Origin of the sequence: Pseudomonas sp. D3 (genome assembly GCF_029320995.1) — a bacterium.
GTDB classification, from domain to species: domain Bacteria; phylum Pseudomonadota; class Gammaproteobacteria; order Pseudomonadales; family Pseudomonadaceae; genus Aquipseudomonas; species Aquipseudomonas paraveronii.
The window spans coordinates 4034742-4054462 of the sequence record NZ_CP119772.1 but is presented as its reverse complement, the minus strand read 5'-3'; the positions used below and the strand labels follow the sequence as shown (position 1 = coordinate 4054462).

Annotated in this window: 21 protein-coding genes; 12 read left to right on the top strand and 9 right to left on the bottom strand. The window is 62.1% G+C overall.

The features are described 5' to 3' along the window. Positions 1-383: 383 nt before the first annotated feature. Genes P3S72_RS18375 through P3S72_RS18360 form a run of 4 tightly spaced genes read left to right on the top strand, consistent with a single transcriptional unit; the run spans position 384 to position 3628 of the window. Positions 384-1415, top strand: a complete 1032-nt coding sequence (locus P3S72_RS18375) for a 2-oxoglutarate and iron-dependent oxygenase domain-containing protein (protein WP_276193484.1) — start codon at positions 384-386, stop codon at positions 1413-1415. Between the two features lie 13 nt (positions 1416-1428). Then, on the top strand, positions 1429-2223 hold the full coding sequence (locus P3S72_RS18370; RefSeq protein WP_276197953.1) for a MetQ/NlpA family ABC transporter substrate-binding protein: 795 nt from the start codon (positions 1429-1431) through the stop codon (positions 2221-2223). Then, positions 2220-2966, top strand: coding sequence for an ATP-binding cassette domain-containing protein (locus tag P3S72_RS18365; protein WP_276193483.1), 747 nt, complete (start codon positions 2220-2222; stop codon positions 2964-2966). The genes P3S72_RS18370 and P3S72_RS18365 overlap by 4 nt, the downstream gene beginning before the upstream one ends. Then, positions 2963-3628, top strand: a complete 666-nt coding sequence (locus P3S72_RS18360; RefSeq protein ID WP_276193482.1) for a methionine ABC transporter permease — start codon at positions 2963-2965, stop codon at positions 3626-3628. Before P3S72_RS18365 ends, P3S72_RS18360 begins: the two co-directional genes overlap by 4 nt. 25 nt (positions 3629-3653) lie before the next feature. Here the strand turns inward: P3S72_RS18360 and P3S72_RS18355 are convergent, their stop codons facing one another. Beyond that, positions 3654-5066: a PLP-dependent aminotransferase family protein gene (locus tag P3S72_RS18355; RefSeq protein WP_276193481.1), complete on the bottom strand. Its 1413-nt coding sequence runs from the start codon at positions 5064-5066 to the stop codon at positions 3654-3656. 142 nt (positions 5067-5208) lie between these two features. Between P3S72_RS18355 and P3S72_RS18350 the strand changes: the two genes are divergently transcribed. The 5 genes from P3S72_RS18350 to P3S72_RS18330 all read left to right on the top strand — a co-directional run bounded on the left by P3S72_RS18350 (position 5209) and on the right by P3S72_RS18330 (position 10818). Further along, a complete protein-coding gene (locus tag P3S72_RS18350) occupies positions 5209-5841 on the top strand; it encodes a LysE family translocator (RefSeq protein ID WP_276193480.1) in 633 nt (210 codons plus the stop codon). Between the two features lie 82 nt (positions 5842-5923). Continuing rightward, positions 5924-6982, top strand: coding sequence for a diguanylate cyclase (locus tag P3S72_RS18345; protein WP_276193479.1), 1059 nt, complete (start codon positions 5924-5926; stop codon positions 6980-6982). Between the two features lie 47 nt (positions 6983-7029). Then, positions 7030-8259: a M20/M25/M40 family metallo-hydrolase gene (locus P3S72_RS18340; RefSeq protein WP_276193478.1), complete on the top strand. Its 1230-nt coding sequence runs from the start codon at positions 7030-7032 to the stop codon at positions 8257-8259. Positions 8260-8389: 130 nt separating this feature from the next. Then, positions 8390-9256, top strand: coding sequence for a pirin family protein (locus P3S72_RS18335; protein WP_276193476.1), 867 nt, complete (start codon positions 8390-8392; stop codon positions 9254-9256). Positions 9257-9372: 116 nt separating this feature from the next. Then, positions 9373-10818: a mechanosensitive ion channel domain-containing protein gene (locus tag P3S72_RS18330; RefSeq protein WP_276193474.1), complete on the top strand. Its 1446-nt coding sequence runs from the start codon at positions 9373-9375 to the stop codon at positions 10816-10818. 129 nt (positions 10819-10947) lie between these two features. Here the strand turns inward: P3S72_RS18330 and gudD are convergent, their stop codons facing one another. Together gudD and P3S72_RS18320 are read right to left on the bottom strand one after the other, a co-directional pair. After that, positions 10948-12297 carry a glucarate dehydratase gene (gudD, locus tag P3S72_RS18325; RefSeq protein ID WP_276193473.1) on the bottom strand — a complete coding sequence of 450 codons (1350 nt, stop codon included), beginning with the start codon at positions 12295-12297 and terminating at the stop codon, positions 10948-10950. A 12-nt stretch (positions 12298-12309) separates the two neighbouring features. Continuing rightward, positions 12310-13659 (bottom strand): MFS transporter, encoded by a 1350-nt coding sequence (locus P3S72_RS18320; RefSeq protein WP_276193472.1) that lies wholly within the window; start codon positions 13657-13659, stop codon positions 12310-12312. 319 nt (positions 13660-13978) lie between these two features. Between P3S72_RS18320 and P3S72_RS18315 the strand changes: the two genes are divergently transcribed. Then, positions 13979-14680: a FadR/GntR family transcriptional regulator gene (locus P3S72_RS18315; RefSeq protein WP_247396974.1), complete on the top strand. Its 702-nt coding sequence runs from the start codon at positions 13979-13981 to the stop codon at positions 14678-14680. Positions 14681-14758: 78 nt separating this feature from the next. Next, on the top strand, positions 14759-15346 hold the full coding sequence (locus P3S72_RS18310) for a LysE family translocator (RefSeq protein WP_247396973.1): 588 nt from the start codon (positions 14759-14761) through the stop codon (positions 15344-15346). Here P3S72_RS18310 and P3S72_RS18305 read toward each other — a convergent pair. Then, entirely contained in the window at positions 15288-16181 is an 894-nt protein-coding gene (locus P3S72_RS18305; RefSeq protein ID WP_247396971.1) for an AraC family transcriptional regulator, read from the bottom strand. The two genes, P3S72_RS18310 and P3S72_RS18305, sit on opposite strands and share 59 nt — an antisense overlap. Positions 16182-16435: 254 nt before the next feature. Here P3S72_RS18305 and P3S72_RS18300 point away from each other — a divergent pair, with 254 nt between their 5' ends. Further along, positions 16436-16993, top strand: coding sequence for a hypothetical protein (locus tag P3S72_RS18300; RefSeq protein WP_253395060.1), 558 nt, complete (start codon positions 16436-16438; stop codon positions 16991-16993). 11 nt (positions 16994-17004) lie between these two features. On the opposite strand, the gene P3S72_RS18295 is transcribed toward P3S72_RS18300, so the two are convergent. From P3S72_RS18295 to P3S72_RS18275, 5 genes are all read right to left on the bottom strand, one after another. After that, positions 17005-17430, bottom strand: a complete 426-nt coding sequence (locus P3S72_RS18295) for a GNAT family N-acetyltransferase (RefSeq protein WP_253395061.1) — start codon at positions 17428-17430, stop codon at positions 17005-17007. A 258-nt stretch (positions 17431-17688) separates the two neighbouring features. Further along, positions 17689-17826, bottom strand: coding sequence for a hypothetical protein (locus P3S72_RS18290; RefSeq protein WP_276193471.1), 138 nt, complete (start codon positions 17824-17826; stop codon positions 17689-17691). 43 nt (positions 17827-17869) lie between these two features. Continuing rightward, positions 17870-18262 (bottom strand): hypothetical protein, encoded by a 393-nt coding sequence (locus tag P3S72_RS18285; protein ID WP_276193470.1) that lies wholly within the window; start codon positions 18260-18262, stop codon positions 17870-17872. Positions 18263-18468: 206 nt separating this feature from the next. Then, on the bottom strand, positions 18469-18834 hold the full coding sequence (locus P3S72_RS18280) for a hypothetical protein (RefSeq protein WP_276193469.1): 366 nt from the start codon (positions 18832-18834) through the stop codon (positions 18469-18471). A gap of 322 nt (positions 18835-19156) precedes the next feature. Beyond that, positions 19157-19648 (bottom strand): GNAT family N-acetyltransferase, encoded by a 492-nt coding sequence (locus P3S72_RS18275; RefSeq protein ID WP_276193468.1) that lies wholly within the window; start codon positions 19646-19648, stop codon positions 19157-19159. Positions 19649-19721: the final 73 nt, after the last annotated feature.

Genomic DNA, 19721 nt, shown 5'->3' with positions numbered 1-19721 from the left:
AATTGATTCCGCCAAAACGTGACAAATTTTAACATTCGTCACTTTGTTCTAAAGGCTGCAGCGGGGTGATGGGGGCGTGTTGCGGGGCCGCATTTGCGCGGGTGTACACATATGCTAGTGCAGATTGTTAGTATGCGGTAAGTGTCTTAGGTCAATTGGTTTTTAGGCCTATGGTGATTTAATTTTTTCTATAAATGAGGCCGGGTGGCGGGGCGACGAATAGCCTGAAAATGCCAGCGCGGTGCCGTCGATTCCGCACTGGCATGAGTGATCCTGCCGGCTCCAATGACTGCTTAAGCTAATTCTAAAAAGGTATTTATTACCGCTTTTTAAGATCGTTTAGCTTGGTCACTCCCCCAAGACACTCATGGAGTGAGCCGCCGATGCTGCAATCAATCAACGCCTTGCCGCTGCTGGACCTGTCGCTGCTCGATGGCAGCCCGGCGCAGCGCGGCGCGTTTCTCGATGAGCTGCGTTTTGCCGCGCGGCACATCGGCTTCTTCTACCTCACGGGTCACGGTATCGATCCGGCGTTGCTGGCTCAGGTGCAACAGCAGGCGCGGGCTTTTTTCGCCTTGCCCGAGGCAGAAAAACTGGCCGTCGGCATGCTCAACTCCGCGCACTTTCGCGGCTATAACCGCGCAGCGTCGGAAATCACCCGCGGTCAGCCGGACCTGCGTGAGCAGTTCGACGTCGGTGCCGAGCGCGAACCCTTGGCCATCGATCAGCACCCTGCGGCCTGGGCACGCCTGCAAGGCCCCAATCAATGGCCGGCGGCGCTGCCCGAGCTCAAGCCCTTGGTGTTGGCCTGGCAGCACGCGATGACCCAGATGTCGTTGCGCCTGCTACGTGCATTCGCCCAGGCCTTGTCCCTGCCCGAGAACGCGTTCGACGCGCTGTACGGCGACACGCCCAACGAACATATCAAGCTGATCCGCTATCCTGGCCGCCATGCCGGGCAAAGTCGCCAGGGTGTCGGCGCGCACAAGGACTCCGGCTTCCTGAGTTTCCTGCTGCAAGACCAGCAGGCCGGTTTGCAGGTAGAAGTGGAGGAGGGCCGCTGGATCGATGCCGCGCCGCGCGCCGATACGCTGGTGGTGAATATCGGCGAATTGCTGGAGCTGGCCAGTAACGGCTATCTGCGTGCCACGGTCCACCGCGTAGTGTCGCCGCCGGTGGGCAGCGAACGCTTGTCCCTGGCATTTTTCCTCGGTGCGCAACTGGATGCGGTGGTGCCGGTGTACCAACTCGCGCCCCAACTGCTGCGCGATGCCCACGGCCCCACCAGCGATCCGCGCAACCCGTTGCTGCGCGACGTCGGCTGGAACTACCTCAAGGGCCGCCTGCGCTCCCACCCGGATGTCGCCCAGCGCTTCTACGCCGACGCCACGTTGCCCCACGCTCTGTCCGCCTGAGCAGGAGATCACTCTGTTGAAGACATCCGCACTTACCCTGGCGGCCTTGCTGGCCGCTTTCAATGTGTCGGCCGCCGATGCCTTGCGCGTCGCCGCCGACCCGATTCCCCACGCGCAAATCCTCGAATACGTGCAGAAGCTCGACCCGAGCCTGAAGCTGAACATTATCGAGATCCCCAGCGGCGTGAACTCCAATGAGTTGTTGGCCCATGGCGATGTCGACGCCAATTATTTCCAGCACCTGCCGTATCTCAAGTCCCAGGAACAGGCGCTCGGCCAGAAGTTCGCCGTGGCGGCCACCGTGCATATCGAACCGTTGGGGATCTATTCGCACCGCCACACCGGCTTCGACCAGGTGCCCGACAAAGGCACCGTCGCCGTGCCGAATAACGTCACCAACCTGAGCCGCGCCCTGTACCTGTTGCAAGCCAATGGCCTGATCACCCTCAAGCCGGGCTTCAACGATGCGTCCAAGGACCAGGCCACGCCCAAGGACATTGCCGAGAACCCCAAGCACCTGAAGATCCTGGAAATCGAATCGCCGCAAATTCCCCGGGCGCTGGAGGATGTCGACCTGGCGGTGATCAATGGCAACTTCGCCCTTGAAGCCGGGCTGCAACCGGCCAAGGATGCGCTGGGGCTGGAAAAGGCCCAGGGCAACCCTTACGCGAATATTCTGGTGACCACGCCCAAACTGGCGCAGGACCCACGCATCCAGCAACTGGCCAAGGACCTGCGCTCGCCGGCGGTGGCCAAGTTCATCAGCGAGAACTATGCCGGTTCGGTGATCCCGGTGGCGCTCGAATGATCGTCGTCGAGGGCGTTAGCAAAACCTACGCCGACGGCCAGCCGGCGGCGCTGGATAACGTGTCGCTGCAGATCGCCGACGGCTCGATCTTCGGCATCGTCGGCCGCAGCGGCGCGGGTAAAAGCACCTTGCTGCGCTGCCTTAACCTGTTGGAGCGGCCGACGTCCGGGCGCATCCTCATCGATAGCCAGGACTTGACCCGGTTAACGGATAAGGCGCTGCGCCAGCAACGCCAGCGCATCGGCATGATCTTTCAGGGGTTCAACCTGCTGCACTCGCGCAATGTGGCGGATAACGTTGCGGTGCCGTTGGAGATTGCCGGGCTGCCCAAGGCCGAGCGTGCCGTGCGGGTGGAGGAGTTGCTGGCGTTGGTTGGCTTGAGCGACAAGGCGGCGGCGTTTCCTTCGCAACTTTCCGGTGGGCAAAAGCAGCGCGTCGGCATCGCCCGCGCACTGGCCGCGCGCCCGGCGTATCTGCTGTCGGATGAAGCCACCAGCGCCCTGGACCCGGAAACCACGGCGTCGATCCTGGCGCTGTTGCGCGACATCAACCGGCAACTCGGGGTGACCATCGTGTTGATCACCCATGAACTGGAGGTGGTCAAGGCGATCTGCGACAGCGCGGTATCCCTGGCGGCGGGGCGCGTGGTGGAAAGCGGCACGCTGCTGCAACTGCAGGCCGACCCGTCATCGCGTCTGGGCCGCTCGCTGGCGCCCAGCCTGCACGTGGTGAGGGCCGTATGAAAACCGACTGGAATGAGGTGCTCCAACTGCTGCTCAACGCCACCGGCGAAACCCTCTACATGGTGCTGCTGGCGGGGCTGTTCACCTTGTTGATCGGCCTGCCGCTGGGCGTGTTGCTGTTTATCAGTCGCCCGGCTGGGCTGTTCCCGCTGCCACGGCTCAACCGTGTGTTAGGCGCGGTGATCAATCTGGGGCGTTCGTTGCCGTTTGTGGTGATGTTGATCGCGTTGATTCCGCTGACCCGCCTGATTGTCGGCACCACTTTGGGCAGCACGGCCGCCGTGGTGCCGATCACTATGGGTGCTTTTCCATTTTTCGCACGCATTGTCGAGGCCGCCCTGGACGAAGTGGACACGGGCCGCATCGAGGCGATCGTGGCGATGGGCGGCGATATCCGGCATGTGATTTTCAAGGTGCTGCTGCCCGAAGCCTTGCCGGCGCTGGTGGCCGGGGTCACGCTGACCCTGGTGATGCTGATCGGCTTTTCATCCATGGCCGGGGTGATCGGTGGCGGTGGTTTGGGCGACTTGGCGATTCGCTACGGCTACCAGCGTTTCAACAACCAGATCATGGTGGTGACGGTGGTGGTGTTAGTGGTGCTCGTGCAGGGCGTGCAAAGCCTGGGTGATCGCTGCGTGAGGTCGTTGGCGCATCGTCGATAGACGCTTAATGTTGATCACGGCATGCTCAACGGTCGCGCACGGCCTTGAGCAGCAGCGTTTCGAAGGCTTGCTGCACCCCTGGCCCATCACTGTGGGCCACGTTGAAACGCATCGAGTCACGCAGTGCCGGGTCGTAGCCGAACAACGCCCCCGGCGCTAGCACCATGCTTTGCTTCAAAGCCTCCTGGGCCAACTGCTCACCGTTCACCCCCGGCGGCAGGCGGGCCCAGATGAACATGCCGCCTTCATACGCCATCGGCAATTGGCAGCCGCAGCGCTTGAGCCATTGTTCGACACGCCCGCCGGCCTCCAGCAAGTGCTGCACCATGCGTTTGCGGTGCCGGGCGTAACTGCCTTCGCTGAGCAGGCGATAGACGATCTGCTCGAACAGCTCCGAGGTCACGCCGCCGCTCATCAACTTCATATGGGTCAGGTTGGCCGCCAGTTGCGGCGCGGCCACCACGTAGCTGACGCGGGTGTTGGCGCTGAGGATTTTCGAGAAACCCGACAGGTAGGTGACCTGGTCCAGCCCTGCGACGGCGGCCAGGCGCGGTGGCGGGTTGGGGTGCAGGTCGCCGTAGAGGTCATCCTCGATGATATGGCAGTGGTACTGCCGGGTCAGTTGCAGCAGGCGAAACGCCTGGTTGGGGCTGAAAGAATGCCCGGTCGGGTTATGCAACACACTGGTGGTGAGGTACAGGCTGGGGCGATGTTCGGCCAGTAACTGCTCGAGTGCGGCGAAATCGAAGCCATCGGGGCGACGCTCGATCGTCACCACCTTGACCCCGTGCAGGGCCAGGTTGGCGTGGAAGTTGAAGTAGCAGGGCGCGTCGAGCAGCACCGTGTCGCCCGGGCGGGCAAGCAGGCGCATGAGCATGTCCAGGCCTTGCAGGGTGTTGGGGGTGGTGATGATTTGCTCTACGGGCACCGACAGCCCTTCGGCATGCAGCTTGTGTTGCAACGCCTGGCGCAAGGGCAATAACCCGGCTGGCGTGCCCATCCCGGCAAGGCGCAGCGACGGCGCGCGCACCACGCTGCGCATGGCTTGGCGCAGCGTTTCGCTGTCCAGCCATTGCTCCGGTAAATGCCCGCCACCGGGGCGCCATTCGCCATTGACGCTGACCAAGGGCCGGCGCAGGACACTGAGCAGGTCCTGGGGCAACAGGTCGACCCAGCTCGACGACGCGGGGCGGGCGGTGTCCGTCGCCACAAAGTAACCACGGCCCTGACTCGACGTCAGCAGGTTGCGTCCGCGCAGGCGGTCCAGGGCTTCGTTGAGGGTGAACTTGCTGACGCCCAGGGTCTGGGCCAGTTCACGCACCGACGGCAACTTGCTGCCGGGCGCCCATTCGCCGTTCTCGATCGCCTGGCTGAACGCCTCGACGATTTGCTGCACCTTGGGTGAGCCTGCCCGAAAGGCGATGGCGGATACAAACATGCGGCTTCCTTGTCTTTGCCGGTGATTTTACCGGTGAAGTAGGGCTGGATTAGGCACGACTTTACCTGCCTTGTGCAATGCCGCTGCCCTAGACTGCCGACCATCTGGCCACTTTCTGGCTGTCTTCCCAAGGTCCAAGGCCATGACAACCGCGCTGACCCTCTCTTCGTTCCTCTACTTTCTGTTGTTTTGCGCCACCGTGACGTTCAGCCCCGGCCCCATGACCTTGCTGCTGCTGAGCCTGGGCTTGAAGGACGGCCTGCGCAGCTCGATCCCGGCGCAGATCGGCGCCAGTGTGGCGTACCTGATCTCCATCCTGATCTTTGCCGTGGGCTTCTCGGAATTGATCAAAGGCAACCTCGCCATCACCCAGAGTATCCAGATGGTCGGCGTCGCCTACATCCTCTACCTGGCCTACAAACAGTGGACCGGCAGCGGCGTGTCCAGCGGCGCGGTCGTTGCCGTGGAAGGCGGGCGCAGCCTGTTCGGCAAGGGCTTGCTGACCGGGTTTTCCAACCCCAAGGCGATCATTATGTTCAGCGCCGTGTTCCCACAATTCGCCGGGGCCGGGGAGCACAACTCGATGACGGACATCGCCATCCTCGGGTTGACCTTCCTGGTGCTGCAATTTGCCAGCGGCTGCCTGTATGGCTATTTCGGCCAGCGCATCAAGCCGGTACTGGAAAACCCCCGGCGGCGGGTATGGCTACAACGAATCACCGCGCTGCTGCTGCTGGGCGTCGCCGGGATGCTGGCACGGGGCTTTTCCGACTGACGACGGAGAGCTTATGAGCGGTAGTGGCGATATGACGTTGCCCTGATAGACTCCAGGCACTCACTCAGGATCGCACGCCACCATGCCAGCCGCCGGAGGAAATGGAGTTCCGCTCGCTACCCGCTTATACAAATCCCGCACGTTGGGGCTGACGCTTGGCTTTGCCTGTGTGGCGTTCGGCATGTATCCGCTCAACCCACCGCTTTGGGTGTGGGTGTTGATGGTGATCAACGGCTTTGTCTGGCCGCATCTGGCTTATCAATGGTCGCGCCGTACCGCCAACACATTGCGTTGTGAGCGCCGCAACCTGCTGTTCGATTCGTTTTGCGGCGGCTTCTGGGTCGGCGCCATGCACTTCAACCCATTGCCCAGCGTCACCACCCTGTCGATGATGACCATGAATAATGTGGCCATCGGGGGTACCCGTTTCATGCTGGCGGGTTGGGCGGCGCAGGCGTTGGGCGTCGGCGTGTCGCTGCTGATCTTCACCCCGGCGTTCATCAGCATGACCACCCAGGCGCAGCTATACGCCTGTTTGCCGATCCTGATGCTGTATCCGCTGGCCCTGGGCTGGATTTGCTATCGCCAGGCCGTGAGCTTGGCCGGGCACAAGCGCGAGCTATTGGCCCTGAGTCGTACCGACAGCTTGTCCGGCCTGCTCAACCATGGCGCCTGGAAGGACCATCTGGACATCGAGTTCCAACGCTGCCACCGCGAGCCACAGGGCGCGGTCATTGCCCTGATCGACATCGATCACTTCAAAGTGATCAACGACACCTACGGCCATGTCACTGGCGATATCGTCCTGTGCCAGCTCAGTAAAGTGCTGCGCCAGAACCTGCGCGCCACCGACCTGGCCGGGCGCTACGGCGGTGATGAGTTCTGCGTGATCCTGCCGGGCGTGCCGCTCAATCGGGCCACGGAAGTCATGGATGCCCTGCGTGATCGCTTCAATGCGCTGGCCTATGCCGAGGACCCGACCCTGCGTGCCAGCTTGAGCATCGGCCTGGCGCCTTATCAGCCCGGGCATGCCGATGCCACCAGTTGGCTCAACGATGCCGACCAGGCGTTATACGAAGCCAAGAGCAGCGGGCGCAACCGGGTCAGCGCGGTGCAGGGCCCTTGGTTGAGGTCGGTCTAGTGGGGTAGGGTGTGGCGTTCCCTTCCAATAAAAACAAGGATCGATTCATGCTCTTCACCTTCCCCCGTACTCTTTTGGCCGCGACCCTGGCCGTGTCCTTCGCGCTCCCGGCCTACAGCGCCGAACCCCACACACAGATCCAGGCGGCTGCCGAACAGTACCAGGCCGACGCGCTGAAATTGCTCGAGCGCCTGGTCAACATCGACTCGGGTTCCGGCTACGGGCCGGGCCTGACCCAGGTCAGCGACATCGCCGTCGATGAGCTCAAACAGCTGGGCTTCAGCATCGAACGCGTGCCGGATGCTGCGGCCAACAGCAGCCATGTGATCGCCACCCTCAAAGGCACCGGCAAGGCCAACATCCTGTTGATGGCCCACATGGACACCGTATTCAAAGAAGGCTCGGCCGCCGCACGTCCGTTCCACATCAAGGACGGTCGCGCCTACGGCCCCGGTGTGATGGATGACAAGGGCGGTATCGTCGCCGGTCTCTATGCGCTGAAAGTCCTGAAAAACCAGGGCTTCACGGACTACGCGCAGATCACCTTCCTGCTCGACGCCAGCGAAGAAACCGGTTCCGACGCCGCCTCAGCGCTGATCCGCAAAACCGCCAAGGCCCACGACGTGACCTTGAATCTCGAGCCCGGTCGCCCGGCGGATGGCCTGGTGGTCTGGCGCAAAGGCAGCGCCACTGCGGTGGTCGAAGTCAAAGGCAAAGCCGCTCACGCCGGCGTCGCCCCGGAACTGGGGCGCAACGCCGCGATGGAAGCTGCCCACCAGATCCTGCAACTGGGCCAACTGGGCGATGCAGAAAAGAAAACCACCATCAACTTCACCGTGCTTCAGGCCGGTGATCGCGTCAACGTGATTCCTGACCAGGCGACGGCCAAGGCCGATGTGCGTGCGGCGTTGCCGGAAGAGTTCGACCGCATCGAGAAAGACCTGGCGCGGGTATCGGCCAACAAGTTGATCCCCGAGACGCAAGTGACGACCAGCCTGCTGCGCGGTCTGCCGCCGATGCCACAGACGCCGGAATCGGACAAATTGGTGGCGATTGCCCAAGGCATTTATGGCGAGCTGGGGCGCACGCTGACCATTGAAGGCAGTGGCGGCGCGGCGGATGCGAGTTTGTCGGCCGGGGTAGGAACGCCGACCCTGGATGGGTTTGGGATTGTCGGTGGGAATATCCACACGCCCGAGGAATATGCGGAGGTGGGGAGTGTGGCGCCGCGCATTTATTTGTTGAGCCGTATGATCATGGAGTTGGCGAAGCGCTGACTTGAGGTTCCCAGGGAACGTTCTGTGAGGACCTGCTGATTGTCCTATGCATAGAACGAACAAGGTCGCGTTTACCGGCTAGTACCCCGGGATCGAGGGGCTTAGGGTGTAGGCACTTTGGAGGTACACCATGAAGAAACTCATCGGCATCTACACCAGCCCCAGCGCCCATTGGGTCGGCGACGGTTTTCCGGTGCGCACGCTGTTTTCCTACGACTCCCTGGGCAAGCACATCAGCCCATTTTTGTTGTTGGATCACGCCGGCCCGGCCGATTTCACCCCGACTGCACAACGTCGCGGCGTCGGCCAGCACCCGCATCGTGGCTTTGAAACCGTGACCATCGTCTACGACGGCGAAGTCGAACACCGCGACTCCACCGGGGCCGGCGGCACAATCGGCCCCGGCGACGTGCAATGGATGACCGCCGCCAAGGGCATCCTCCACGAAGAGTTCCACTCCGAAGCCTTCGCCCGTCGCGGCGGAGTGCTGGAGATGGTGCAACTGTGGGTCAACCTGCCGGCCAAGGACAAAATGGCCGACGCCGGCTACCAGACGATTGTCGACGGCGATATTCCGTTGCTGCCGCTGGCCAATGAGGCCGGCCAGCTGCGCCTGATTGCCGGTGAGTTCGCGGGAACAAAAGGCCCGGCACGCACCTTCACGCCCATCGACGTGTGGGACCTGCGCCTCAACGCCGGCAAGGCGCTGACCCTGGACCTGCACGCCGGACGCAATACCGCGCTGGTGATCTTGCGCGGTACGGTGCTGGTCAATGGCGAAGAAATCGCGCGCCAGGGGCAATTGGCACTGTTTGAGCGCGACGGCACGCAACTGTCCCTGGAGCCCAGCGACGACGCCAGGGTGCTGCTGCTCAGCGGTGAGCCGATCGACGAGCCGATCGTCGGGCATGGTCCGTTCGTGATGAATACTGAGCAGGAAATCCATCAGGCGTTTGCTGATTTTCACTCCGGTCATTTCGGGCAGATGCAGCGCTGAAAGGTTGACGCCAAGCCTAATGTGGGAGCGGGCAAGCCCCCGCATTTCGCTCCGCGCTATACCCCCACATCCCCATTTCATGCGATCTTCTCGGCATTCACCCTGGAGTCGTCTGGATGCCCTCATTTATCGCTGATCACCCCATGTTGTGCGCCCTGGCGCTGATTTTTATCGACATCGGTGTATGGCGCCTGATTTCCGCTGACCTGGCTAACTGGAAGCTGGCGGCGCGGCTGGTGATTTTTGCGGTGTTCAGCGCCGTGTTGTTCAACGACGGCATGAACCCGATGCTCGTCGCGCCGTATGCCGACAATACCGCGTTGCACCTGGCCGCCACCGCGTTGCAGATCGGTTGGTGGCTGTTCGCGGCGCGGACCCTGACGGTGTTGCTCGGCGCGGTGATGATGCAGCGCGTCGGCCATACCGGTCGCCTGTTGCAGGACCTGCTGGGCGCGGTGATTTTCCTGATTGCGATCATCGCCGCCATGGCCTACGTGCTCGACCTGCCGGTCAAGGGCGTGCTTGCCACCTCCGGTGCGGTGGCGATCATCGTCGGTCTGGCGTTGCAAAGCACCCTCAGCGATGTGTTTTCCGGGATTGTGCTCAACACCACCAAGCCGTACCAGCTCGGTGACTGGATTTCCATCGACGGCACTGAAGGCCGCGTCACCGATATCGACTGGCGCGCCACACGCTTGCAAACCTCCCAGGGCAGCATGGCGGTGATCCCCAATTCGCTGGCGGCCAAGGCCAAGATCATCAATTTCTCGCGCCCGGCGGACATGTTCGGCCTGTCGGTCTGCCTGCAAGTCAGCCCCCACGCGCGTCCGCAAACCGTGATCGAGGCGTTGGAGCGGGCGATGCAAGGTTGCCGGCCGCTGCTGGCTAAACCGGCGCCGAACGTGGCGTTCAAAACCTCGTCCAGTGGCGGCGTCGAGTATGAAATCAGCGGTTTTGTACCGGCGATGCTACTCAAGCGCGAAGTGCGCAATCAGCTGTACGACCTGGCTTTCCGGCACCTGCAAGCGGCAGGCGTCGGTTTGCTGTCGGCCACCGAAAGCAGCACGCCGCTGGCGCTGTCAGGTGCGCGGGCGTTGCTGGAGCGCTCGTCGATTTTCTCCACCTTGCGCCAGGAAGAGAAGGACACCTTCAGCCAGAATATGACCCTGCACAGCTACCGTGCTGGCGAGATGATCCTGCCGGCGGGGGAAGTCAGCGATCATTTGTTTATCGTCGAAACCGGCGTGGTCTCGGTGATGCTGAACAAGAGCGGGCACGCGTTCGAAGCCGGGCGCATGGGGCCGGGGGAAGTGATCGGCGAGGCCGGGATCTTGTCCGACGAGGCCACGCTGGCTGACTTCTGCGCCAAGACCTACTGCACGCTCTACCGCGTCGAGAAGGAATACCTCAAGCCCTGCCTGGATGCGCGGCATGACATCGGCGAAGCGATGAAAGCGCTGCTGGATTTTCGCGTACATACGGCGCAGACCCTGACCCAGGAAGCGCCGGTGGTACCGGTGAAGAAGGGCTTCCTGCAGTGGTTGCGCAAGCGCGGGTTGTAAAACGATCAGGCAAACGCCTCCCTCGCTGCCTGCTCGGTGGCGCCGGCCTGATGCCCGAGGATGGTCGGGTGCTGGGCGTTGACGATATCGTCCCCCAGGCACCCGCAGCGTTGTTCGTCAAATACGCGTTCAGCGCACCAGGCACGGGCGCTTGTTATCGAAGCTCCAGCCGGGAATCAGGAACTGCATGGCCACGCTGTCATTGCGCGCGCCCAGGCCCATGCCCTTGTAGCGTTCGTGGGCCTGGGCCACGGCGTCCATGTCGATCTCCACGCCCAGGCCCGGTTTGGCCGGCACCTGGATGTGACCGTCGACAATCGGCAACGGCGCCTTGGTCAGGCGCTGGCCGTCCTGCCAGATCCAGTGGGTGTCGATCGCGGTGATAGCGCCCGGTGCGGCGGCCGCCACCTGGGTAAACATCGCCAGGGAAATATCGAAGTGGTTGTTGGAGTGCGAGCCCCAGGTCAGGCCCCATTCGTGGCACATCTGCGCGACGCGCACCGAGCCTTGCATCGTCCAGAAGTGCGGGTCGGCGAGGGGGATGTCCACCGATTGCAGCTGGATCGCGTGGCCCATTTCGCGCCAGTCAGTGGCGATCATGTTGGTGGCGGTAGGCAGGCCGGTGGCGCGGCGGAATTCAGCCATGACTTCGCGGCCCGAATAGCCGTTTTCCGCGCCGCACGGGTCTTCGGCGTAGGCCAATACGTGATGTTGGTCGCGGCACAGGGCGATGGCCTCCTTGAGTGACCAGGCGCCGTTTGGGTCCAGGGTGATGCGTGCGTCGGGGAAGCGCTCGGCCAGGGCGGTGACCGCTTCGATTTCTTCGGCGCCGCGCAACACGCCGCCCTTGAGCTTGAAGTCGTTGAAACCGTACTTGGCCTGGGCGGCTTCGGCCAGGCGCACGATAGCGTCCGGGGTCAGGGCCGGTTCATGGCGCAGGCGAAACCAATCGTCTCCATCGGCTTCGCTGCGGTAGGCCAGGTCGGTCTGCTGGCGGTCGCCGATATAGAACAGGTAGCCGAGCATCTTTACCGCGTCGCGCTGCTGGCCTTCGCCGAGCAGGGCGGCCACTGGCACTTCGAGGAATTGGCCGAGCAGGTCGAGCAGCGCCGCTTCCATGGCGGTGACGGCGTGGATGGTGATGCGCAGGTCAAACGTCTGCAGGCCGCGCCCGGCGCTGTCGCGGGCGGCGAAGGTGCGGCGCATGGCATTGAGGATGCTCTGGTACTCGCCGATCGGTTTGCCGATCACCAGGCTGCGCGCGTCTTCCAGGGTTTCGCGGATGCGTTCGCCGCCCGGTACTTCGCCCACGCCGATGTGCCCGGCGCTGTCTTTGAGGATCACGATGTTGCGCGTGAAAAACGGCCCGTGGGCGCCGCTGAGGTTGAGCAGCATGCTGTCGTGGCCGGCCACCGGGATCACTTGCAGGTGGGTGACGATTGGGGCGTGACTGGCGTGGTGCTGGTGTTCTGTGTTCATGAAAACGCTTCCTTATTTGCTCAAGACGGGGGCGGGGTGCAGCACGCTCGGGCTTTGGGCGCCGGGCCGGGTCTTGGCGAAGAACACCAGGATCGCCGCGAGGATCGAGGTGCCGGCCAGCCCATACAAACCACCCTGGATCGACCCGGTGGTCTGCTCCAGAAACCCGAAGGTGGTGGGCGCGACAAACCCACCGAGGTTGCCGATGGAATTGATCAGCGCGATCACTGCCGCCGCGATGCGCGCATCCAGGTAGCCCTGGGGAATCGGCCAGAACAGTGACGACGCCGACTTGAACCCAATCGCAGCAAAACAGATGGCGACAAAGGCAAAGACCGGCCCACCGGTGGTGGAGAAAAACATCCCCGCGGCGGCAATCAACAGCGCCGTGGCCACCCACGCCTGCTGGTGCTTGTACTTGCCGGCCAGGGCCGCGAACGAGTACATGGCGATGATCGAAATCAGCCAGGGGATGGAGTTGTAGAAGCCCACCTGGATGTCACTCAGGTCGCCCATCTTCTTGATGATGCTCGGCAGCCAGAATGTGGCGGCATAGATGGTCAGTTGTATGCAGAAATACAGGGCGCAGAACAGCATGATCTGGCGGTCCTTGAGCAGCGTGCCCAGGCTCGGCTTGACCGTGGTGGCGGCGTCACGCTCGCGTTGTTCGCGCTCGATCTCGCCCACCAGCGCGTCCTGTTCTGCGCGGCTGAGCCATTTGGCATCGTGGGGTTTGGAGTCGAGCCAGAACCACACAAAAAAGCACAGCAGCACCGAGGCCATGCCTTCGATGATGTACATCCATTGCCAGCCGTGCAGGCCCAGCCCGTTGATTTGCAGCAGCACGCCGGACAGTGGGCCGGAGATCAGCGAGGCCAGGGCCGAGCCGCTGAGGAAGATCGCAATCGCCTTGCCGCGTTCCACCCCAGGCAGCCAGCGGGTGAAGTAGTAGATCACGCCCGGAAAGAACCCGGCCTCGGCCACGCCCAGCAGAAAACGCAGGATGTAGAAGTGGGTTTCGTTCTGGATAAAGGCCATCAGCGTCGCGGTGATGCCCCAGGTGAACATGATGCGGGTCAGCCAGATACGCGCGCCGACTTTTTGCAGCAGCAGGTTGGAGGGCACTTCGAACAAGGCATAGCCGATGAAGAACAAGCCGGCACCGAAACCATAGGCGGCCGCGCCGATGCCCAGGTCGTGTTCCATGTGGGTGCGTACAAAGCCGATGTTGACGCGGTCGATGTAGTTGACGATGAACATGATCACGAACAATGGCAGCACGTGCTGCTTCACTTTCTTGATCGCGCGGGCCAGGACGGGGTCGAGGGCGGGCGCAGCTGTCGCAGGGCTGGAAGAGGTCACGGGGTAGAACTCCCACGGATTATTGTTGTGCGGGGATGGGTTCAGGGCTGCCGGAGATGTCTGACAACTTGATAGACATCATACAACTGCTTTTTTCCATGTGGCAACGTAAATTTCGGCGGTATGAGCGCGCCGTTGGAGCTTTGTTTCCTAAGAATTAGGCTTCGTTGTGCTTTATTTCAACCACGTCGACGCAATCCAAGGCAAGCCTACTCTCACAAAAATCATGGCCAGACATAGTGGAATTTGTTTGTTGTCATACAAGTTGGTGGTGGATGGAGATGTTAGTATTGGCCGGGCCCAACCCATGGAATGACCGATGCACAACGACGCCCCCCGCAAGCGCTCCCAGGGCCTTGCCCATGACATCGTCACTACGTTGACCCAGCGCATTCTCCTCGGCCAAATGGCGCCGGGCGAGAAGTTGCCCTCCGAGTCGGCCATCGTTGGCGAGTACGGCGTCAGTCGCACGGTGGTGCGTGAGGCGTTGTCGAAGTTGCAGGCGGCGGGACTGGTGGAAACCCGGCATGGGGTGGGCACCTTTGTGCTTGAGCGGGACCAGCGCCAGGGCCTGCAACTGAACCACGACACCGCCGTCAGCGTGCGCGGCATCCTTGAGTTGCGCCTTGGCCTGGAAACCCAGGCCGCTGCCCTGGCCGCGTTGCGTCGCAGCGAGGCGCAGTTGCAGCTCATGCGCCAGGCCCTCGACGACTACCAGGCCTCGCTGGCCAACAACGACAGCAGCGTCGAACCCGACGTGCGCTTCCATCAGTTGATTGCCCAGGCCACTGGCAACAGCTACTTCACCGATGTGATTTATCACTTGGGTAACTCGGTGATCCCGCGCACGCGCATCAATGCCCAGGAGCGCGGCGATATCGACCTGATGAAGCTGGGCCAGTTGGCCAACCTGGAACACGAGGCGATCCTCAAAGCGATCCGCCGCCAGGACCCCGACGCCGCCCGCGCCGCCATGTGGTTGCACCTGAGCAACAGCCTGGAACGCATGACCGGCGAGTAGCAGGGGTATTTTCTTCAATACCCGGCTCGCCGGGGTGTTTACCGTGGCCCTTGTTCATCACTACAACAAGGAACCGCAATGAGCTTGATCCTTTCCATGGCCGCCTTCGCGTTGGCCACTTCCATCACGCCGGGGCCGGTGAATGTGGTCGCCCTCAGTTCCGGCGCACGCTTCGGGTTTGCCGCCAGCCAGAAACACGTGTTCGGCGCCGCCGCCGGCTTCACGCTGTTGCTGGTGTTGATCGGCCTGGGGCTGCATGAAGTGCTGGTGCGCTGGCCCATCCTGACCCAGTTGATCCAGTGGGGCGGGGTCGCCTTCTTGTTGTACATGGCCTGGAAGCTCGCGGTGGACGATGGCCGGCTGGACGCCGAAGGCACCGCAACGGCGCCGTCGATGTTGTACGGGGCGATCATGCAATGGCTTAACCCCAAAGCCTGGCTGGCCTGCGTGGCGGGGATGGGGTTGTTTGTCGCCGATGGCGACGCCAGGCAAGTATGGCTGTTTGCGGCGCTCTACCTGGTGATCTGCTACCTGTCGGTGGCCTGCTGGGCCTACGCCGGCACGTTTTTGCGGCGTTACCTCGGCAACCCGCAGGGCGTGCGGGTGTTCAACCGTTCGATGGCCGCGTTGCTGGTGGCCAGTGTGGGTTATTTGCTGATGGCTTGAGCAAGTCGCGGTATTGCCCCGGCGTGGCGGCGAAGTGTTGCTTGAAGGTGCGCTGGAAGTGCGCCTGGTCGGCAAAGCCGGCGGCCAGGGCCACGTCGGCGATCAGTTCGCCGTTGCGCAATTGAGTGCGGGCAAACTGGATGCGCCGGTTCACCAGAAACGCATGGGGCGTCAGGCCGTAATACAGCTTGAACGCGCGGATCAAATACGAAGGCGACAGCTCGGCCGCCAAGCAAATGTCTTCGAGTTTCAAGGCCTGAGTGCAGTGTTCGCGGATGTACTCAGCGGCGCGTTCCAGCTTGTGGTTGACCTCCCGCACCGGCGTGTTCGAAGGGTTCAGGCGCTGCTGCACCTCACTGAAGTAACTCACCAGCACGCTCTGTTTTTGCAACAGTTCGGCCTGCTCATCCAGCAGCACCCGGTACAGTTCGATCAGGCCGTTGTACAGCACCGGATCGCGGGTATAGGGCGTATTGAACGGTCGATAACCCAGGTCGGTGCTGAAACCCAACTGGTGTTGCAGGTCCGTCAGCCAGGGCGTGTCGAGGTAGAGCATGTGATACGACCAAGGCTGGTCGCGGATCGGGTTGCACGCATGCACATCGCCGGGGTTCATCAATACCACCGTGCCGGCACTGATCTGGAAGGTGTCCGCACCGTGGTGGTAGTCGCTGCACCCGGTGGTGATCGCGCCGATGGAGAAATGCTCGTGGGAGTGGCGGGTGTACGTGACCTTACGCCCATCGGCGATGGTCCGCGCTTCGATGAACGGCAAGCGCTCGTCGCGCCAGAAGCGCGGCGCTTGTGCGGGGTGAGTGGCAGTGTTCAGCGACATGGCGGTGGCTCCATCCCTCGAGAGATCGAGGGAGGATCATTGCACAGACGGCTGGGACCGTCAGCCTGGAAGTCCGATTTAGTCGCCAGTTGCAGGCTGCGTGGTATGCCGTGGAACCCGGTGCCTTGCTGGTCGATGACCGAAGGTCAGCAGGGTGTCGGGCGCAAGGTCTGCTTCAGGATGGCGTATCGATTGCTTAAAGAAATCAGTGGTGACGTCGATAGGCTGTCATCGCCCACAAGGACCGTTACCCGATGAAATGGCTGAAACTCACTGCCGTACTCACCTTGCCACTGCTTGGCGCCTGCTCCGACTACCACTACAAAAACTATCAGGGCGACTGGGCCCCGGAAAAACTCCAGCCTGTCGACCTCTCCAATGGCGCGCCCGACGCCGCGCTGGTGTACTTCGACACTTGGCGTGAACGTGAGCTGGGCGTGCCGTTTCACCGCCTGGCCCTGGCGATGGAAGTCGACGGTGTGCCATTGCCCGGCGCGGGTCGCCACTCGATTCTCAACGTCACCGGCGAACAAGCCCTGAAACTGGCCCCCGGCAAACATTCGCTACGCTGGTGCAACGTGTCGATGAATGCCCTCGGCACCGGTGGTGCGTTCTGCAACAACGGCGCGGACGACGTGGAGTTCAAGGCCGGCCAGCGTTACGTGGTGACCTACCGCCTGACCGCCAGCACCAAGGGCATCGGGCCCAACTACAGCACCCAATACCACACCTATTCGAGCATCAAGAACCTGGATACCCAGGAAATCATCTATCCGCCTGTCGGTACCGGCACGTTGATCTCCAACGAGTAAACGCCTGAAGCTCACAGCTGTTTAGACAGAAACACCCGGCTGCTGCCCTCGGGTTCACAGGGTATTTCGCCAAACCGCACCCAACCGTTCTTCTCATAGAACCCCGGCGCCTGGAAGCTGATGGTGTAGAGCACGGCATTGCGACAGCCCCGGCGTCGGGCTTCGTCTTCGAATGCGTGCAGCAATTGGCTGCCGATGCCTGCACCGCGCAACGTGGCGGGCAAGTGGAAGAGGTCGAGGAAGGCCATGCCGAATGCGCTCCGGCCGGTGATGCCGCCGAGCACTTGCTGGGTGTGCGGGTCTTTGACCAGCACCGTCAGCGGGCGTCGGTCATGGTAGCCGGTGGCTTGTTCGTTGAACGCCGCCAGGCCGTTGGCGAGGATGCGTTCGGCGTCGGGGTTGGGTTGGTCGCTGATTTCAATGAGGGGGTGCTGCATCGCGCCGGATTCCTTGTTGTGCTGAGCCTTGACTCTGTCCCTGGGGGCAGACTTTATGCTTTTTTCGCTGCGTCTGCCGCAGGATTTCCTACGCGAATTCCTGGGGTGTTTGCAGGTGTCGTTACCGTGGCGGTTGCCGGCTGCGACTTTTTGGGGGCGCGAATCGCGTTGCTGTTTTGGGTGAGCACGCAATCGGCCGATTGTTTCTTTGGCCTCGAGTGCGGCGGCCATCACGTCGAGACGACCTATCGCAGTCGCCTAGCTCGACAACGTATAAAACCCCAGCAGGGCGCCCAGCCCGGTAAAAATAACGCTGAGCGGCGCCCAGAAGGTCAGCACCTGTTTGAGGTTCTTTTTCAACGCTTGTTGAAAGGTGAGCGGTCTTGCGGTGATCACGTGGCAGTTCCTTCCCAGGACTTAAAATGAGCGGCGCCGATTGTTACTGAGCCTTTTGTTCGGTGTCGACAGGGGGCTCCTCCAGCGCAGCAGCGTCAGCTTTCGACCGCTGCTCCTGCTCCAATTGCTTTTCCCTGGCTTCCAGGCGCGCCTTACGATCGGCCTCGATACGTTCCTGTTCGTGGCGCTGCATCAACGCCTCAAGGTCCTTGGCCTGCTGGCGATTACGTTCTTCGAGTTGACGTAACTGCTCCCTGGACTGGCGCGCCTGCTCCTCGGCGCGTTCGTCGGCCTCCCGGCGTAACTGGTCGGCGGATGAGTTTCTGATGTGCTCGATGTCTTGAGCCGTGGCCCCGAATGAAACCGGCACCATCGCCATCATCGTTGCAGCGATCAAAGAGGAGGTTAGCAAGCGGCTGATATGCGTCCCGGACATCAAGGCATTCCGTGTCGATTCGTGGTGCCTTGTTGGACGCTGCAAAAAGGATAAGTTCCCAGGGTGGCTATTAAAAGGCCATCACCCTTGCGTGCCACGCCATCCCGCTGTGATCCGACGCCGAGGGTAGTACCGCGCGCCAGCCCTATGGCGTGCTGGCGGGGTGCTACTGGGGAGGATGAATCCGCCCCAGCCCGCCAGTTGCCTTACGCCCGCTGCCAGCCGACCATGTTATCGGGCGTGATCTCGAAATCGATGGCCTCGCGGTAAGGATCGCCAAGCGGGGCGTATTGGCCGTTGCCGGCTGCCTGGGTGGGTTGCCAGCTTTGGGTATTCGGATCGAAGACCTCGGCATCGTCCCCGGCGGTGCTATCCAAGGGGTTATGGCGTGGAGAGTCGTTATCGATGCTGTCCTGCACGCCGTTATCGTAGCCGCCCGGTTTGGCGATCAGGGCATCATCCCCTTTCGCAGGGCTCCGTGAGTTGTGGCTTGAATTGTCGTTAGTGAACCCGCTTGCGCCTGACACTGGGTAAAGCGCGGGGTATCGGTTGGAACCGCCGATGGAAGACATGAGTACACCTCGTTGATGGGGAATGAAAAGATCCGCCAGACCCCGGTCTGGTTGATCGCATCGGCAGGCTACCGAGTCATCAAGGGGCGCTCAATAAGGTGAATTCGGGCGGATGTAACCGGTTAAAACCGGCGCTGGGCGCATCCACAGAATGCGCGAGGTGGCTGTAGGGCGTGTCCGCGTCATCCTGCGCCGCGTCAGGCGTTGCGTCAGATGTTGGGCATGCCGATACGGGTTTTGCGGGTTGAAATACATTTGCCGATTGGGCGGTCGCTGACGGTTAGACGTTTCGACACATAAATGCGCCCCATGCGGCGCCGACCTAAAGGTCCATCACCATCTCGTGCCACGCCATCCCGCCATGATCCGACGCAGACGGTTGCACATAGCGGTAGCCCATGCGTGTGTACAACTCGACATGGCGGTCTTTGCACATCAAGTGAAGGGTCTGCTTACCCATCGCGCGCATGCGCTGCACGAACTCGCGCATCAACGCGCTGGAATAGCCCTTGCCCTGGTGCGCCGGGGCGACCACCACCGACATGATCACCGCATTCGGCGCCTCGGCCGAATGGCCGACCAACTCCTTGAACGCCTCGTCTGACATCACCACCTTGTGCGCGCAGCCGCTGTTGATGAAGCCCACCACCTCGCCATCTGCCTCCAGGATCAAAAAGCCTTGCGGGTACAACGCAATGCGCGTGGCGATTTTTTCCAAGGTTGCGGCTTCGTCGCCTTCGTAGGCGCTGATTTCAATGTCAAAGCAACGGGCGGCGTCGGTGGGGAGGGCGTTGCGGAAGGAGAGGGCGGGCATGCGGTTTCCTGGGGTGTTAAGCGAAGGGCCACATCATAGCGGGGTGTCAATAGCGTCGCCATCGCGGCCTCGC

Excerpts from the sequence above, each read along its gene's own strand:
- P3S72_RS18375 (WP_276193484.1), top strand. The coding sequence starts at position 384 with ATGCTGCAATCAATCAACGCCTTGCCGCTGCTGGACCTGTCGCTGCTC.
- P3S72_RS18365 (WP_276193483.1), top strand. The coding sequence starts at position 2,220 with ATGATCGTCGTCGAGGGCGTTAGCAAAACCTACGCCGACGGCCAGCCG.
- P3S72_RS18360 (WP_276193482.1), top strand. The coding sequence starts at position 2,963 with ATGAAAACCGACTGGAATGAGGTGCTCCAACTGCTGCTCAACGCCACC.
- P3S72_RS18355 (WP_276193481.1), bottom strand. The coding sequence starts at position 5,066 with ATGTTTGTATCCGCCATCGCCTTTCGGGCAGGCTCACCCAAGGTGCAG.
- P3S72_RS18350 (WP_276193480.1), top strand. The coding sequence starts at position 5,209 with ATGACAACCGCGCTGACCCTCTCTTCGTTCCTCTACTTTCTGTTGTTT.
- P3S72_RS18345 (WP_276193479.1), top strand. The coding sequence starts at position 5,924 with ATGCCAGCCGCCGGAGGAAATGGAGTTCCGCTCGCTACCCGCTTATAC.
- P3S72_RS18340 (WP_276193478.1), top strand. The coding sequence starts at position 7,030 with ATGCTCTTCACCTTCCCCCGTACTCTTTTGGCCGCGACCCTGGCCGTG.
- P3S72_RS18335 (WP_276193476.1), top strand. The coding sequence starts at position 8,390 with ATGAAGAAACTCATCGGCATCTACACCAGCCCCAGCGCCCATTGGGTC.
- P3S72_RS18330 (WP_276193474.1), top strand. The coding sequence starts at position 9,373 with ATGCCCTCATTTATCGCTGATCACCCCATGTTGTGCGCCCTGGCGCTG.
- gudD (WP_276193473.1), bottom strand. The coding sequence starts at position 12,297 with ATGAACACAGAACACCAGCACCACGCCAGTCACGCCCCAATCGTCACC.
- P3S72_RS18315 (WP_247396974.1), top strand. The coding sequence starts at position 13,979 with ATGCACAACGACGCCCCCCGCAAGCGCTCCCAGGGCCTTGCCCATGAC.
- P3S72_RS18310 (WP_247396973.1), top strand. The coding sequence starts at position 14,759 with ATGAGCTTGATCCTTTCCATGGCCGCCTTCGCGTTGGCCACTTCCATC.
- P3S72_RS18305 (WP_247396971.1), bottom strand. The coding sequence starts at position 16,181 with ATGTCGCTGAACACTGCCACTCACCCCGCACAAGCGCCGCGCTTCTGG.
- P3S72_RS18300 (WP_253395060.1), top strand. The coding sequence starts at position 16,436 with ATGAAATGGCTGAAACTCACTGCCGTACTCACCTTGCCACTGCTTGGC.
- P3S72_RS18295 (WP_253395061.1), bottom strand. The coding sequence starts at position 17,430 with ATGCAGCACCCCCTCATTGAAATCAGCGACCAACCCAACCCCGACGCC.
- P3S72_RS18285 (WP_276193470.1), bottom strand. The coding sequence starts at position 18,262 with ATGTCCGGGACGCATATCAGCCGCTTGCTAACCTCCTCTTTGATCGCT.
- P3S72_RS18280 (WP_276193469.1), bottom strand. The coding sequence starts at position 18,834 with ATGTCTTCCATCGGCGGTTCCAACCGATACCCCGCGCTTTACCCAGTG.
- P3S72_RS18275 (WP_276193468.1), bottom strand. The coding sequence starts at position 19,648 with ATGCCCGCCCTCTCCTTCCGCAACGCCCTCCCCACCGACGCCGCCCGT.